Origin of the sequence: Pseudomonas sp. GZD-222 (assembly GCF_049310525.1) — a bacterium.
GTDB lineage: Bacteria > Pseudomonadota > Gammaproteobacteria > Pseudomonadales > Pseudomonadaceae > Aquipseudomonas.
In genome coordinates this window covers 36,473-51,704 of record NZ_JBMOWO010000028.1, presented here as the reverse complement: position 1 = coordinate 51,704, position 15,232 = coordinate 36,473, and the positions used below count along the sequence as shown (strand labels likewise).

The following is a 15,232-nucleotide window of genomic DNA, read 5'->3' as shown; positions in this document are numbered from 1 at the left end:
TCGCCCGTCGCTCATACCACCGGTAACGATTCTCGAGCATCGTGTGAGAGATGACCTACAGCGAACTCAGGAGATCCGCGCCCCTACAAATCGTCCTAGTGGTTGATTTCAAAGGATTTAATCCGCTTGAAAGAGCAAGCACTGCAGTATCCGAACACGGAACTGCAATAAAGACGGCTGCATTTAAGGGCACGTCCACAATTATTGGCCATTGGCTGCAAACTTTTAGTGCAGATTAAATTGCACTTCACATTTATATGCCTGCGTACGGTGAAGTGACATCTTTCTGCCACAACTCCGTTCGCCCGTACATTGCTGGTTAATCAACCCGGTCTGGCTCTGCTAGTTGAGTCGGCATGATAAACACATGAGGTGATAGCGATGCGTATCAGCATCTTTGGTTTGGGTTATGTAGGTGCAGTCTGTGCTGGCTGCCTGTCCGCACGGGGTCATGAAGTGATTGGCGTGGATGTTTCCAAGACCAAGATCGACCTGATCAACCAGGGCAAATCGCCAATTGTCGAACCCGGGCTTGAAGCACTCTTGCAACAAGGCATCGACACCGGTCGCCTGCGTGGCACCACGGACTTTGCGGCGGCGATTCGCGACAGCGATCTGTCGATGATCTGCGTCGGTACACCGAGCAAGAAGAACGGCGATCTGGGCCTGGAGTACATCGAGTCGGTGTGCCGCGAAATCGGCTATGTACTGCGCGAAAAAGCCAGCCGCCACACCATCGTGGTGCGCAGCACGGTGTTGCCAGGCACGGTGAAAAACGTGGTGATCCCGATTCTCGAAGACTGCTCGGGGAAAAAAGCCGGCGTCGACTTCGGTGTCGCGGTGAACCCTGAGTTCCTGCGTGAAAGCACTGCGATCAAGGACTACGACCAGCCACCGATGACGGTCATCGGCGAACTGGACAGCGCCAGCGGTGATGTCCTGCAGTCGCTGTATGAAGAACTCGACGCGCCGATCATCCGCAAGGCCATCGAAGTGGCCGAAATGATCAAGTACACCTGCAACGTCTGGCACGCGGCGAAAGTGACCTTCGCCAACGAGATCGGCAACATCGCCAAAGCGGTCGGTGTCGATGGTCGCGAAGTGATGGACGTGGTCTGCCAGGACAAGACCCTGAACCTGTCGCAGTACTACATGCGCCCAGGCTTTGCCTTCGGTGGCTCGTGCCTGCCCAAGGACGTGCGCGCCCTGACCTACCGGGCCAGCAGCCTGGACGTGAAGGCACCGCTGCTCAACTCGCTGATGACCAGTAACGAATCGCAGGTGCAGAACGCCTTCGACATTATCGAAAGCCACGACAAACGCAAGGTCGCCCTGCTCGGCCTGAGCTTCAAGGCCGGTACCGACGACCTGCGCGAAAGCCCGCTGGTGGAACTGGCCGAGCGCCTGATCGGCAAGGGCTACGAGCTGAACATCTACGACAGCAACGTTGAGTACGCCCGCGTCCACGGTGCCAACAAAGACTACATCGAGTCGAAGATCCCGCACGTTTCCTCCCTGCTCAACGCCGACTTCGAGCAGGTCATCAATCACGCCGACGTGATCGTCCTGGGCAACCGCGACGAGAAGTTCCGCGCCCTCGCCCAGCAAGCGCCGGAAGGCAAACAGGTCATCGACCTGGTCGGGTTCATGAACAAGGCCAGCTCCCCGGCCACCCGCACCGAAGGTATCTGCTGGTAACCCGGCAGGTTGCGCAGGGCCTTCGGGCCTTGCGCATCACCCTACTCTCCTCACTGGATACGGATGCAGAACATGCAAAGGCTCAAGCACGGCCTGCTACAGGTCGCCGGTTGGTTGTTCTACGTGAGCCTGCTCATGTTGATCGCCCTGGCCTTGCCCAACTCCATTTTCGACCCCGACTCGAAGGACTTCATTTTCCTCGTCGGTGCCGTCGGTATCTGGCGCTATTCCATGGGTGCCACGCACTTTGTGCGCGGCATGCTGTTTCTCTATGTGGTCTACCCGCTGCTACGGCGCAAAGTGCGCAAGTTGGGCAGCGCCGCAGATCCATCGCATGTCTACCTTATGGTCACCAGCTTTCGCATCGACGCCCTGACCACCGCCCAGGTCTACAGCTCGGTGATCCGCGAGGCGATCGACTGCGGCTACCCGACCACTGTGGTCTGCTCGCTGGTGGAAATGTCCGACGAACTGCTGGTGAAAAGCCTCTGGGAAAAATTCAATCCGCCAGACCGCGTCACCCTCGACTTCGTACGTATCGCCGGTACCGGTAAACGTGACGGCCTGGCCTATGGTTTTCGTGCCATCTCCCGCCACTTGCCCGACGACAACGCTGTCGTTGCCGTGATCGATGGCGACACCGTGCTCGGTGAAGGCGTAGTCCGCAAGACCGTGCCCTGGTTCAAGCTGTTCGGCAATGTCGGTGGCCTGACCACCAACGAATTCTGCGAAGTGCGCGGCGGCTACATCATGAGCGAGTGGCACAAGCTGCGCTTCGCCCAACGCCACATCAACATGTGCTCGATGGCCCTGTCCAAACGCGTGCTGACCATGACCGGACGCATGTCGGTGTTCCGCGCTGCGGTCGTGACCAACCCCGAGTTCATCGCCGACGTCGAAAACGACTCGCTGCAGCACTGGCGCCTGGGCCGCTTCAAGTTCCTCACCGGTGACGACAAGTCCAGCTGGTTCAGCCTCATGCGTCTGGGCTACGACACCTTCTACGTGCCAGATGCGGCGATCAACACGGTCGAACACCCGCCGGAAAAAAGCTTCATCAAGGCCAGCCGCAAGCTGATGTACCGCTGGTACGGCAACAACCTGCGGCAGAACTCGCGGGCCCTGGGCCTGGGTATCCGTCGCCTCGGCCTGTTCACCAGCGTGGTGCTGTTCGACCAGCGCGTGTCGATGTGGACCAGTTTGCTCGGCCTGACCGTAGCCATCATTGCCAGTCTGAAGTTCGGCCCGGCGTTCCTCTTGGTGTACCTGCTGTGGATCGGCATCACCCGTCTGATCCTGACGCTGATGCTGCTGTGCTCGGGCCACAACATCGGCCCGGCCTACCCGCTGATTCTTTATTACAACCAGATCGTCGGCGCGATCATGAAGATCTACGTGTTCTTCCGCCTCGACAAGCAGTCCTGGACGCGTCAGCCCACTGCCCTCAAACGCGATCTCGCGAGCTTTCAACAATGGTTCAACACCTGGTCCTCCCGGACCATGACCTTCTCGGCGGCCAGCATCTTCATTGCTGTGCTGTTCATGGTCGTGTGAGCCGGAAACCGATTGGATTAAACAGGAACAAATTGCCATGAATACCGCCGTGAACGTCAATGTCGTGCATGAGTCCGAAGCCCAGCGTCAGCACGCCCGGGTGCGCATCCCAGCCAAGCTGCGTTACCTGGGGAGCAGCCGCGAAACCCTGGAAGTGAAGGTCGACGACCTGTCTGCCGGGGGCCTGAGCTTCCATGCCAAGCACCCGCTGAAAGTCGGCGATGTGCTGCGCGGGCGCTTGCAGTTCACCGTCGACAAACTCGGCCTGGCCATGGACATCGAGTTCCAGGTGCGCTCCTTCGATCCGTCCAGCGGCCGTTCCGGCGTGCAGTTCCAGAACCTGGAGCCACGCGACATCGCCACCCTGCGCCACATCATCACTTCGCACCTGTCCGGCGAGCTGATCACCATTGGCGATGTGCTGAGCACCTTGCAACGCGACAACTTCACCAAAGCGCGTAAACAGAAAGACGCCAGCGGTGGCATGAGCGCCTTCGGCCGCCTGCGCGCAGTGACCTTCAGCCTCGGTGTGTTCGTGGTCGGTGTCGCGGCGTTCGGTTTTATCGCCAAGTCGGTGTATGGCCTGTACTTCGTCAGTCACGCCCAGGCCGGTGTGGTCAGTGTGCCGACGACCAATGTCACCATGCCTCGCGACGGCACCGTACAAGGCCTGGTCGAAGGGGGTGGTCAGGTCATCAAAGGCGCGCCGCTGGCCTCGTTCAGCACCAGCATGCTGGACATGCTCAAGGGCCACCTGGACGACCAGCAGCTTGAGCCGAGCAAGGTCGAAGAGCTGTTCGGCAAGCAAATGAGCGGCACCCTGACCAGCCCCTGCGATTGCGTGGTCGCCCGCCAGCTGGTGGATGACGGCCAGTACGCGAGCAAAGGCCAGGTGATCTTCCAGTTGATTCCGCGCACCGTTAACCCGACCGTCGAGGCGCGCTTCAGCTATCGCCAGTTCGACGACGTCCAGCCGGGCACCCGGGTCAATTTCCAGATCGCTGGCGAAGATGAATGGCGCACTGGCGAGATCGTCAGCAGCACCAGCCTGAACAGCGAAGACCTGTCGTCGGACATTCGCGTGCAGATCAAGCCAGAAGGCGCACTGCCCAGCGAACTGGCTGGCCGCCCGGTCGCGGTGGACAGCAACCGTGGCCCGTCGCTGGACTGGCTGATCGACAAAGCCGTGGCCCGTGGGCTTTGATGGGGGAATTGCCTGTGAATATGCTCAATACCCCCCCGGTGGGGGGGGGGGGGGGGGGGGGGGGGGTGGTGGAGGCTGCTCTCTTCTTCTTTGTGGGGAAGAACACTCCGTTGTGCGTTTTTCTCCCTCCCCCTTCCCCCATCGCTTCTTTTCTTCCCCCCCCCCCCCCCCCCCGCTCCCACAGTTGTGCTGCTCTGGGTCTGGCCTTGGCCATCAGCCTGGCTGGTTGCGCCGGCCTGCCCGACCAGCGCCTGGCCAACGAAGCCCTCAAGCGTGGCGACACCGCCTTGGCCGAACAGAACTATCGGCAGCTGGCCGACCTCGGTTACAGCGAGGCCCAGGTAGGCCTGGCCGATATTCAGGTGGAAACCCGCGACCCGGCCAAACTCAAGGAAGCCGAAGCGACCTACCGCGCCGCTGCCGATATCTCGCCGCGTGCCCAGGCTCGCCTCGGCCGCCTGCTGGCGGCCAAGCCGGACGCCACCGAAGCCGAGCGCCAGGAAGCCGAAACCCTGCTCAAGAAGGCCTTCGCCAATGGTGAGGGCAACACCCTGATCCCCCTGGCGATGCTCTACCTGCAATATCCGCAAAGTTTCCCCAACACCAATGCGCAACAGCAGATCGATCAATGGCGTACTGCGGGCTACCCGGAAGCAGGCCTGGCGCAGATCCTGCTGTACCGCACCCAGAACACCTATGACCAGCACCTGGCAGACGTCGAGCGGATCTGCAAAGCCGCGCTGAGCACTACCGACATCTGCTACGTCGAGCTGGCGACCGTGTACCAGAAACGCGGGCAGGCTGATCAACAAGCCGCGCTGCTCGAACAGCTGAAAAGCGCTTACCAGCGCGGTGCGATTCCGGCCACGCGGGTCGACAGCACGGCCCGTGTACTGGCTGACCGCAGCCTGGGCCAGACCGACGAAAAAACCGCACAAGCCCTGCTGGAGCAGGTCGCGCCGGTCAATCCGGGTTCCTGGGTCAGCCTCGCGCAACTGCTCTATGACTTCCCCGAACTGGGCGACACCGACAAGCTGATGGCATACATCGACAAGGGCCGCGCCGCTGAACAGCCTCGCGCAGAACTGTTGCTCGGTCGCCTGTACTACGAAGGCAAGACCGTTCCCGCTGATGCACAGCAGGCCGAAACCCATCTGCTCAGCGCCGCCAATGCCGGCGAAGTCAGTGCCCATTACTACCTGGGGCAGCTGTATCGCCGTGGATACCTGGGCAAGGTCGATCCGCAGAAAGCCGTCGACCACCTGCTCAGCGCCGCCCGCGGCGGCCAGCTCAGTGCCGACTACGCCCTGGCCCAGTTGTTCAGCGAGGGCCACGGCATTCGCCAGGACCTGGTCAACGCCTGGGTCTTCAGTCAGCTGGCGCAAGCCAACCCCAGCGATCAGTCGCGGGAAATGGCCAGCCAGCTCGACCAGCAACTTACACCGGCGCAGAAAAGCCAGGCCGAACGCCTGTTGCAACAAGAGCGCCAGGCCCGTGGCGCCATCGGTCAAGGCCCTGGCGCCCTGGCCCTGCAAGCCGAGCTAGCACCTGAACAAGGCGAGGATTCCCTATGACACTCAACCCGTGGATGAAAGCCGGCCTCGGCCTTGGTTTCGCCCTGCTCTGGTCGTGCCCGACCCTGGCCGCCATGACCGCTGAAAAGAACTTCGGCCTGGACGTGAAAATCACCGCGCAATCCGAAGACGACCGTGACCTCGGTACCCGCTCCGGCGGTGACGTCAACGGTCTGGGTCTGGACCTGCGCCCCTGGGTCTATGGCGAGCGCGGCAACTGGAGCGCCTATGCCATGGGCCAGGCGGTGACGGCGACCGACATCATCGAGACCGACACCCTGCGCCAGTCCGGCGACGAAGCCGAGTCCGACAGCGGCCGTGCCGATGGCCGCGAGGCCGACAAAAGCTACCTGGCCATGCGTGAGTTCTGGGTCGGCTACAGCGGCCTGACCGCCTACCCCGGCGAACAGCTGCGCTTCGGTCGTCAGCGCCTGCGCAATGAAGACGGCATGTGGCGCGACACCAATATCGAAGCCTTGAACTGGACCTTCGACACCACCCTGCTGCGCGCCAACCTCGGCGTCGCCGAACGCTTCAGTGAATACCGCACCGACCTCACCGAGCTGGCCCCGGAAGACAAGGATCGCCTGCACGTCTACGGCGACATCGCCACGCAATGGACACCTGGCCATTGGGTCGGCCTGCGCGCCCACCACACTCACGACGACGGCAACCTGAAAAGCCCCGGCGAAACCGTCGATGCGCTGGACAAGACACGCACCGGTGACCTCACCTGGCTGGGCCTTGAGGCCAACAGCGACGCCTATAACTGGCGCAACCAGAACCGCGTCAACTACTGGGGCAGCGTGACCTGGCTGACCGGTGACCGCGACAGCCTCAACACCACCACGGTCAACGGCGAGCAAGTGGCCAGCGGCAAGCAAAGCGGTGACGTCAACGCCTGGGCCACCGACCTCGGTATTCGTCTGCGCCTTGACCCCAACTGGCAAGTCGGCGCCGCCTATGCGCGTGGTAGCGGCGGTGGCGGCAGCGACGGTTCGAGCAACTACGAGCAAACCGGCCTGGAGAGCAACCGCTCCAACTTCACCGGCACCCGCTCACGCGTACACCGCTTCGGCGAGGCGTTCCGTGGCGAGCTGGGCAACCTTCAGGCGGCGACCCTGTTCACCTCCTGGCAACTGCGCGACGACTACGACGCCAGCCTGATCTACCACAAATTCTGGCGCGTCGATGGCGACCAGAACATCGGCAGCAGCGGCATCAACGCGGTCGTCGAAGACAACGGCATCAACCGTCCGCTGATCCAGGGCGAGAAAGACCTCGGCCAGGAAATGGACGTGGTGGTCACCAAGTACTTCAAGCAGGGCCTGTTGCCTGCGGGCTTGAGCCAGTCGATCGACGAGCCCTCGGCACTGGTGCGCTTGCGTGCTGGCGTGTTCAAGCCGGGAGACGCTTACGGCAAGGACACCGACTCGTACATGCACCGCGCCTTCGTCGACGTGGTCTGGCGCTTCTGATGCCTGGAGTGCACTGATATGAGCCTTCAATCGAACACCCTACAGCGCCTGTTGGCCGGCAGCCTGCTGCTGGCCAGCAGCATCGCCCTGGCCAACAGCCAGGCCCCGGTGCCGGTGGCCAAAGGACTGCAACAAGCCAAGACCTACACGGTCAGTAGTGCGCCGATCGAACCGCTGCAGATTCCGCCGCCGACCCTGCCCGACCTGTCCGGCTATACCGCAGAAGCCGTGCAGAAGAAAATCGAGCGCACGCACAAAGGCAAAGTCTCGGTGCGGCGCATGCTGCAGGAAAATGCGCTCAAGGAGTTCATCGGCGGCGACAACAAGATGGCCGAGTGGGTGGCGCGTCAGCACGGCATCCCGCAGGCGATCTTCATCGATGACGGCCATGTCGATTTCACCGAGCTGAGCAAGCGCGTGCCCAAGCAGTACCTGAGCGAAACCTCGCCGGGCGTGTACCTGGCGCGCCTGCCGATTGTGGTCGGCGCCAAGGGCGTGCTGGAGATCGACGCCAAGGTCAAGGAACTGCGCCTGTCCCAGGAAGGCGGTTCGTTCATCGTCAACGACGGCAAGCTGTTCGTCACCGACACCAAAGTGACCGGCTGGCGCGAGAAGGACAACGGCCCGGCGACCTTCCGTGCAGCCAATGAGTTCCGCCCGTTCCTGCTGTCCTGGGGCGGCACCGAGACTTACATCGTCAACAGCCAGATGGCCAGCTTCGGCTACGCCAAGAGTAAGTCCTACGGGGTGAGCATTTCCCAGTACACGCCGAACATGGCCAAGCAGATGGGCCGCGCGGAACCGACCGGCTGGATCATCGGTTCGCAATTCAGCGACATGTGGTACGGCTTCTACTGCTACGAAACCAGCGACTTCGTGGTCAAGGACAGCACCTACCGCGACAACATCGTCTATGGCATCGACCCGCACGACCGTTCGCACCGCCTGATCATCGCCGGCAACACCGTGTACGGCACCAAGAAAAAGCACGGGATCATCGTCTCCCGCGAGGTCAACGACAGCTGGATCATCAACAACAAGAGCTATGACAACAAGCTCTCGGGCGTGGTGATCGACCGTAACAGCGTCAACAACCTGATCGCCTACAACGAGATCTACCGCAACCACACCGATGGCATCACCCTGTACGAGAGCGGCGACAACCTGATCTGGGGCAACAAGCTGATCAACAACCGCCGCCACGGCATTCGTGTGCGTAACAGCGTGAACATTCGCCTGTATGAAAACGTCGCCATGGCCAACGGTCTGGTCGGTGTGTACGGGCACATCAAGGACCTCTCCGACACCGACCGCGACATCGCCCTCGACCCGTTCGACACCAAGGTCTCGCTGATCGTCGTCGGTGGCGAACTGGCGGCCAACGGCAGCGGCCCGCTGTCAATCGACTCGCCGTTGAGCGTGGAACTGTACCGGGTCTCGCTGCTGGCCCCGAGCAAGGCCAGCGGCATCAGCTTTTCCGGGGTGCTGGGTGAGCGTCAGGACGAGATTCTCGACCTGATGGTGCGCCAGCAGAAAGCGGTATTGATCGACCCGGTCGAGCGCCAGACCGAAATGGCGGATTAAGGAAGCCACGACATGACTCCACATCTGATGAAACTGCTTGGCCTGAGCGTTGCCGTACTGGCGATCAACAACAGCGCGCACGCCGACACCGTCCAGGCGCCGACCTTCAGCGCCGAACCCTGCTGCCAGTTGTGCCCCGAAGCACACGACGCCAGCCGCTACACCACGCGTTATCAGCAGAACTTCACTACCCTGGTGCAGGCCCAGGGTGACTGGCTGTTCCGTACCCGCGAGGATCTGCGCACCGAATTCCAGACCACCCCCGCCGGCTACAAACGCCTGCAACAGCTGCATGATGCCTTCAAGGCACGCGGCATCGAGCTGGTGGTGGTTTACCAACCGACCCGAGGCCTTGTGAACCGCAACATGCTCAAGCCGGCCGAGAAAGCTGCGTTCAATTACGAAAAAGCCCTGGGCAACTACCAGGCGATGCTCGCCCGCTTCAGCAAGATGGGCTACAACGTGCCCGACCTGTCGCCGCTGACCAACGAACAACTGGCCGCCGCTGACCAGGGCAAGGACTTCTACTTCCGCGGCGACCAGCACTGGACGCCCTATGGGGCCGAGCGCGCGGCGAAGATCGTCGCCGACACCGTGCACGACATGCCGGCCTTTGCCGATGTGCCGAAGCGCGAATTCGAAAGCCACAAGTCCGGACGCATGGGCAAGACCGGCACCCTGCACAACGTTGCCGGGCAACTGTGCGGTACCAGCTATGCGGTGCAGTACATGGACCAGTTCATCACCGAGCCCAAGGGCGAAAGTGGCAGCGACGACCTGTTCGGCGATTCCGGTAATCCGCAGATTACCCTGGTGGGCACCAGCCACAGCGGCAAGAACTACAACTTCTCCGGTTTCCTCGAACAGTACATCGGTGCCGACGTGCTCAATGTCGCCTTCCCTGGCGGTGGCCTGGAAGGCTCGATGATCCAGTACCTGGGCAGCGACGACTTCAAGAACAACCCGCCGAAGATCCTCATCTGGGAATTCTCGCCGCTGTATCGCCTGGACCAGGAAACCATCTGGCGGCAGATGCTCGCCCTGCTCGACAACGGCTGCGAAGGCAAGCCGGCGCAGCTGCACGCCAGTGCCACGCTCAAGCCGGGCAAGAACGAACTGATGGTCAACGGCAAGGGCGGCGTGATCAAGGACCTGACCAATGGCCGTCACCAGTTGGACTTCAAGTTCGAAGACACCTCGGTCAAGGTGCTGCAGGCCACGCTCTGGTACCTCAACGGCCGTCACGAAGACGTGAAGATCGAAAAGCCCGAGACCTCCGACACCGATGGCCGCTTCGCCTTCCAGCTGCGCGAGGATGAGGACTGGGCCAGCCAGACCCTGCTCGCGGTAGAAGTCCAGGGCCCGGAGAGCGGCACCCAGAAAGTCGAAGCCACGCTGTGCAAACGTACTTGAGGTACCCATGAATAGATCAAACACAATGCCGGTGGGAGTGGGCTTGCCCCGCGATTGCAGTACCGGCCTCATCGCGGGGCAAGCCCGCGCCTACCGGGCGTTGGCGCTTGCTCTGGTACTGATTGGCCCGGCCGCGCAGGCTGCCGGTCTGGTCCCGCCCCCGGGTTACTACGCCGGGATCGAGAAACTCAAGACCGGCCCCAGCGATTACAAGTGCGAGGCGATCCCCAAGCCTTACACCGCCAAGCTGCAGTTTCGCAGCAAGTACGAAGGCTCGGACGGCGCCCGCGCCACGTTGAACAAGGCTTCGGAAAAAGCCTTCCGCGACTCCACAGCGAGCATCACCACGCTGGAGCGCGGGGTCAGCAAACAGGTCATGCAGTACATGCGTGACGGCCGCCCGCAGCAGCTCGATTGCACCCTGGAGTGGCTGGGCAGCTGGGCGCGCGCCGATGCGCTGATGTCCAGCGACTACAACCACACCGGCAAGTCCATGCGCAAATGGGCGCTGGGCAGCCTGAGTTCGTCGTGGCTGCAGCTGAAGTTCTCCAACTCCCAGCCCCTGGCCGCGCATCAGCAGGAAGCCGAACTGATCGAAAAATGGTTCGCACGCCTGGCCGATCAAGTGGTCAAGGACTGGAGCAATCTGCCCCTGGAGAAGATCAACAACCACTCCTACTGGGCTGCCTGGTCGGTAATGGCCACCGCCGTGGCCACTGACCGCCGTGACCTGTTCGACTGGTCGGTGAAGGAATACCGGGTCGCGGCCAACCAGGTCGATGCTCAGGGCTTCCTGCCCAACGAGCTCAAGCGCAAACAACGCGCCCTCGCCTACCACAACTACGCCCTACCGCCGCTGGCGATGATCGCCAGCTTTGCCCAGGCCAATGGTGTCGATGTGCGTCCGGAGAACAACGGCGCACTTGAACGCCTGGGTAAACGAGTGCTGTCCGGGGCGAAAGACCCGAGCCCGTTCAAGGCCAAGAGTGGCGAGAAGCAGGCCATGGGTGACCTCAAGGTCGACAGCAAATACGCCTGGCTCGAACCCTGGTGCAGCCTTTACCGCTGCAGTGCCGATGCGCTGGAGAAAAAGCACGACATGCAGCCGTTCAGGAACTTCCGCCTCGGCGGTGACCTGACCCGGGTCTACGACCCGCAAGCCGCACAGAAAAAATGACGGTGGGAGCGGGCTTGCCCCGCGATTCGATGTAAACCACACACCACCAATCCAGGGGAAAAACCACCCCCCCAACGTCAAAGGATCCGCCCCCCCTGATACCGTATGGCCCCACCCATACCCCCCCACTCCCCCCCCCCCCCCCCCCCCCCCCACCGGTGTCAATGCAATGGTTTCCCCTGTGATTTTCATGGGGGGTTTGGGGGGCTGCTGCCCCGATTGTGGATAACGACAAGGAGAGATCGGGATGGTGTTCTCGTCCAATGTGTTCCTGTTCCTGTTCCTGCCGATCTTTCTCGGCTTGTACTACTTGAGCGGGCAACGCTATCGCAACGCGCTGTTGCTGCTGGCCAGCTACCTGTTCTACGCCTGGTGGCGGGTGGACTTCCTCGCCCTGTTCGCCGGGGTCACCCTGTGGAACTACTGGATCGGCCTGAAAGTCGGCGCCGCTGGCGTGCGTACCAAAGCAGCCCAGCGCTGGCTGCTGCTCGGGGTGGTGGTCGACCTGTGCATTCTCGGCTACTTCAAGTACGCCAATTTCGGCGTCGACAGCATCAACGCGATCATGACCTCCTATGGTCTTGAGCCGTTCATCCTCACCCATGTGCTGCTGCCGATCGGTATCTCGTTCTACATTTTCGAGTCGATCAGCTACATCATCGACGTCTACCGCGGCGACACCCCGGCCACCCGCAACCTGATCGACTTCGCCGCATTCGTCGCGATCTTCCCGCACCTGATCGCCGGCCCCGTGCTGCGCTTCAAGGACCTGGCCGACCAGTTCAACCACCGCACCCACACCCTCGACAAGTTCTCCGAAGGCTGCACGCGGTTCATGCAGGGCTTCATCAAGAAGGTGTTCATCGCCGACACCCTGGCGGTGGTCGCCGACCATTGCTTCGCCCTGCAGAACCCGACCACCGGTGACGCCTGGCTCGGCGCCCTGGCCTATACGGCGCAGCTGTACTTCGACTTCTCCGGCTACAGCGACATGGCCATCGGCCTGGGCCTGATGATGGGTTTCCGCTTCATGGAAAACTTCAAGCAGCCCTACATCAGCCAGTCGATCACCGAGTTCTGGCGGCGCTGGCACATCAGCCTGTCGACCTGGCTGCGCGACTACCTGTACATCACCCTCGGCGGCAACCGCGGCGGCACCTTTGCCACCTACCGCAACCTGTTCCTGACCATGCTGCTCGGCGGTCTGTGGCACGGCGCCAACTTCACTTACATCATCTGGGGTGCCTGGCACGGCATGTGGCTGGCCATCGAACGTGCGCTGGGCCTGGACACCAACCCGCAACGCTTCAACCCGGTGAAGTGGGCCTTCACCTTCCTGCTGGTGGTGATCGGCTGGGTGATCTTCCGCGCCGAAAACCTCGACGTGGCCGGTCGCATGTACGGCGCCATGTTCAGCTTCGGTGACTGGCAGCTGTCCGAGCTCAACCGCGCCAACCTCACCGGCCTGCAAGTGGCAACCCTGCTGGTGGCCTACGCGACCCTGGCGTTCTTCGGTCTGCGCGACTTCTACCGCAATGCCAAGCCCGAACCCAAGGCCAGCCCGGTGGCCGTGCATGGCGACGGCAGCCTGAGCCTGGACTGGGGCCTTTACGCCACTCGCACGCTGGTGCTGCTGCTGTTTGTCGCCTCGATCCTCAAGCTCTCGGCGCAAAGCTACTCGCCGTTTCTCTACTTCCAGTTCTGAGTGAGCCGACCATGACCCGATCATTACGCAAACTCTATTCCGTGCTGTTCCTCGCCCTGCTTCTGGGCCTGGGTATCTGGTCGCTGGGGGGCTTGGGCAGCTTCCAGCGCACCGCGCAGATGAGCGTGCTCGACGGCAAGCTGGCCAAGGCCGCCGAGACCCATTACGACGAACAGTTCCCGCTCAAGCGCATCGGCACCAACCTGTGGGCGGCGCTGGACTTCAAACTGTTCAACGAAGGCCGCCCGGGCGTGGTGCTCGGCCGTGAGCACTGGCTGTTCAGCGACGAGGAATTCAAGCCGGTTGCCAACAGTGACCAGTTCGAACAGGAAAACCTGGCGCTGATTCGCGGCGTACGCGACACCCTGCAACAGCGCGGCGTGCAACTGGTGCTGGCGATCGTGCCGGCCAAGGCGCGGTTGTACAGCGAGTACCTCGGTGAGCAGACCCCGTCCAGCCTGCACGGCGACCTGTACAACGAGTTCCATGCCCAGGCCCGTCAGGCCGGCGTGTTTGCCCCGGATCTGCTGGCCCCGCTGCAGAGCGCCAAGGCCCGTGGTCAGGTGTTCCTGCGTACCGACACGCACTGGACGCCGCTGGGCGCCGAGGTGGTCGCCCAGCACCTGGCCGAAGCTGTCAGCCGCCAGAACCTGCTCAATGGGGCGCCGCAGCAGTTCATCACCGAACAGCGCCAGAGCGCGCCATACAAGGGCGACCTGACCAACTTCCTGCCGCTCGACCCGCTGTTCAGCAACCTGCTGCCACCGCCGGACACCCTGCAGCAACGCAGCACCCGTCCGGCCGCGACTGAAGGTGACAGTGGCGATGCCTTGTTCGCCGACAACGAAATCCCGGTGGCGCTGATCGGCACCAGCTACAGCGCCAACCCTAACTGGAACTTCCTTGGCGCCCTGCAGCAGGCCCTGCGCAGTGACGTGGTCAATTACGCCGAAGACGGCCATGGCCCATTGCTGCCGATGCTCAAGTACCTGCAGAGCGACGCCTTCAAGGACAGCGCCCCGCAAGTGCTGATCTGGGAGTTTCCGGAACGCTATCTGCCAATGAAAAACGACCTCAGCGACTTCGATCCACAGTGGATCGCCCAGCTGAAGAAAACCCGTAACGCCAATCAAGACCTGGCCCTGTCGTCCAATCGGACGGAACACTGAGAGGTAACGCACATGACCACCAAGCACCGTATTGCCAAAGCCTTTGCCCTGACCGCCGGTATGAGCCTGCTTTCGCTGCAGGCCTGGGCCGGCGCCGATGCCGCCTTGTACGGCCCGAGTGCGCCGAAAGGCTCGACCTTCGTGCGCATCTACAACGCCGGCAACCAGGCGGTCAGCGCCAGCGTCGGCAACACCCAGATCAACGACGTGGCGGCCCAGGCCAGCAGCGATTTCAGTTTCATGCCGCAGGGCGACTACAGCGCCAAGCTCGGTAGCCACAACCTGCCGGTCAAGCTCGCCTCCGACCATTACTACACCCTGGTCAACAACGCCTCGGGCGCACCGCAACTGGTCGAGGAGCCGCCGTTCAAGAACAAGCAGAAATCCCTGGTGCGGGTACAGAACCTCAGCGACCAGGCCCTGACCCTGAAAACCGCCGACGGCAAGACCGAAGTGGTCAAGCCGGTGGCCGCCAAGGCCCGTGGCGAGCGAGAGATCAACCCGGTCAAGGTCAGCCTGGCCCTGTATGAAGGCGACAAGAAAGTCAGCGATCTGAAGCCGGTGGCTCTGGAGCGCGGCGAAGCAGCGGTGCTCTACGTCACCGGATCCGGCAGCAACCTGTCGCCGGTCTGGGTCAAGCGCCCGGTATCGACCCGTTAATCAACTGCCCCTTTTC

The 15,232-nt window shown here is 62.1% G+C and carries 11 protein-coding genes; all 11 read left to right on the top strand.

From position 1 onward, the window contains the following. Positions 1-381 precede the first annotated feature (381 nt). The 11 genes from ACO6VD_RS05765 to ACO6VD_RS05715 all read left to right on the top strand — a co-directional run bounded on the left by ACO6VD_RS05765 (position 382) and on the right by ACO6VD_RS05715 (position 15,216). A complete protein-coding gene (locus tag ACO6VD_RS05765; RefSeq protein WP_422417605.1) occupies positions 382-1,698 on the top strand; it encodes a nucleotide sugar dehydrogenase in 1,317 nt (438 codons plus the stop codon). 63 nt (positions 1,699-1,761) lie between these two features. Further along, positions 1,762-3,252: a mannuronan synthase gene (alg8, locus tag ACO6VD_RS05760; protein ID WP_422417604.1), complete on the top strand. Its 1,491-nt coding sequence runs from the start codon at positions 1,762-1,764 to the stop codon at positions 3,250-3,252. Between the two features lie 37 nt (positions 3,253-3,289). Further along, the gene (locus ACO6VD_RS05755) at positions 3,290-4,456 is read left to right on the top strand and encodes a PilZ domain-containing protein (RefSeq protein ID WP_422417602.1); all 1,167 of its coding nucleotides are present in this window, start codon (positions 3,290-3,292) and stop codon (positions 4,454-4,456) included. 140 nt (positions 4,457-4,596) lie between these two features. Beyond that, positions 4,597-6,030 (top strand): alginate biosynthesis TPR repeat lipoprotein AlgK, encoded by a 1,434-nt coding sequence (gene algK / locus ACO6VD_RS05750; RefSeq protein ID WP_422417634.1) that lies wholly within the window; start codon positions 4,597-4,599, stop codon positions 6,028-6,030. After that, positions 6,027-7,508, top strand: a complete 1,482-nt coding sequence (locus ACO6VD_RS05745; protein ID WP_400169914.1) for an alginate export family protein — start codon at positions 6,027-6,029, stop codon at positions 7,506-7,508. Before algK ends, ACO6VD_RS05745 begins: the two co-directional genes overlap by 4 nt. 18 nt (positions 7,509-7,526) lie before the next feature. Next, positions 7,527-9,092, top strand: coding sequence for a mannuronan 5-epimerase AlgG (gene algG / locus ACO6VD_RS05740; protein WP_422417600.1), 1,566 nt, complete (start codon positions 7,527-7,529; stop codon positions 9,090-9,092). Between the two features lie 12 nt (positions 9,093-9,104). After that, entirely contained in the window at positions 9,105-10,505 is a 1,401-nt protein-coding gene (locus tag ACO6VD_RS05735; RefSeq protein ID WP_422417598.1) for an alginate O-acetyltransferase, read from the top strand. A 7-nt stretch (positions 10,506-10,512) separates the two neighbouring features. Continuing rightward, the gene (locus ACO6VD_RS05730) at positions 10,513-11,682 is read left to right on the top strand and encodes a mannuronate-specific alginate lyase (protein WP_422417596.1); all 1,170 of its coding nucleotides are present in this window, start codon (positions 10,513-10,515) and stop codon (positions 11,680-11,682) included. A gap of 247 nt (positions 11,683-11,929) precedes the next feature. Next, positions 11,930-13,387 (top strand): MBOAT family O-acyltransferase, encoded by a 1,458-nt coding sequence (locus ACO6VD_RS05725; protein WP_400169910.1) that lies wholly within the window; start codon positions 11,930-11,932, stop codon positions 13,385-13,387. A gap of 11 nt (positions 13,388-13,398) precedes the next feature. Then, positions 13,399-14,556, top strand: coding sequence for an alginate O-acetyltransferase (locus ACO6VD_RS05720; protein ID WP_422417594.1), 1,158 nt, complete (start codon positions 13,399-13,401; stop codon positions 14,554-14,556). A 12-nt stretch (positions 14,557-14,568) separates the two neighbouring features. After that, complete coding sequence (locus ACO6VD_RS05715) at positions 14,569-15,216, top strand: alginate O-acetyltransferase AlgF (RefSeq protein ID WP_422417592.1); 648 nt, start codon at positions 14,569-14,571, stop codon at positions 15,214-15,216. Positions 15,217-15,232: the final 16 nt, after the last annotated feature.

What these genes read in the sequence shown, in the direction of transcription:
- ACO6VD_RS05765 (WP_422417605.1), top strand. Translation starts at nt 382, where the DNA reads ATGCGTATCAGCATCTTTGGTTTGGGTTATGTAGGTGCAGTCTGTGCT.
- alg8 (WP_422417604.1), top strand. Translation starts at nt 1,762, where the DNA reads ATGCAGAACATGCAAAGGCTCAAGCACGGCCTGCTACAGGTCGCCGGT.
- ACO6VD_RS05755 (WP_422417602.1), top strand. Translation starts at nt 3,290, where the DNA reads ATGAATACCGCCGTGAACGTCAATGTCGTGCATGAGTCCGAAGCCCAG.
- ACO6VD_RS05745 (WP_400169914.1), top strand. Translation starts at nt 6,027, where the DNA reads ATGACACTCAACCCGTGGATGAAAGCCGGCCTCGGCCTTGGTTTCGCC.
- algG (WP_422417600.1), top strand. Translation starts at nt 7,527, where the DNA reads ATGAGCCTTCAATCGAACACCCTACAGCGCCTGTTGGCCGGCAGCCTG.
- ACO6VD_RS05735 (WP_422417598.1), top strand. Translation starts at nt 9,105, where the DNA reads ATGACTCCACATCTGATGAAACTGCTTGGCCTGAGCGTTGCCGTACTG.
- ACO6VD_RS05730 (WP_422417596.1), top strand. Translation starts at nt 10,513, where the DNA reads ATGAATAGATCAAACACAATGCCGGTGGGAGTGGGCTTGCCCCGCGAT.
- ACO6VD_RS05725 (WP_400169910.1), top strand. Translation starts at nt 11,930, where the DNA reads ATGGTGTTCTCGTCCAATGTGTTCCTGTTCCTGTTCCTGCCGATCTTT.
- ACO6VD_RS05720 (WP_422417594.1), top strand. Translation starts at nt 13,399, where the DNA reads ATGACCCGATCATTACGCAAACTCTATTCCGTGCTGTTCCTCGCCCTG.
- ACO6VD_RS05715 (WP_422417592.1), top strand. Translation starts at nt 14,569, where the DNA reads ATGACCACCAAGCACCGTATTGCCAAAGCCTTTGCCCTGACCGCCGGT.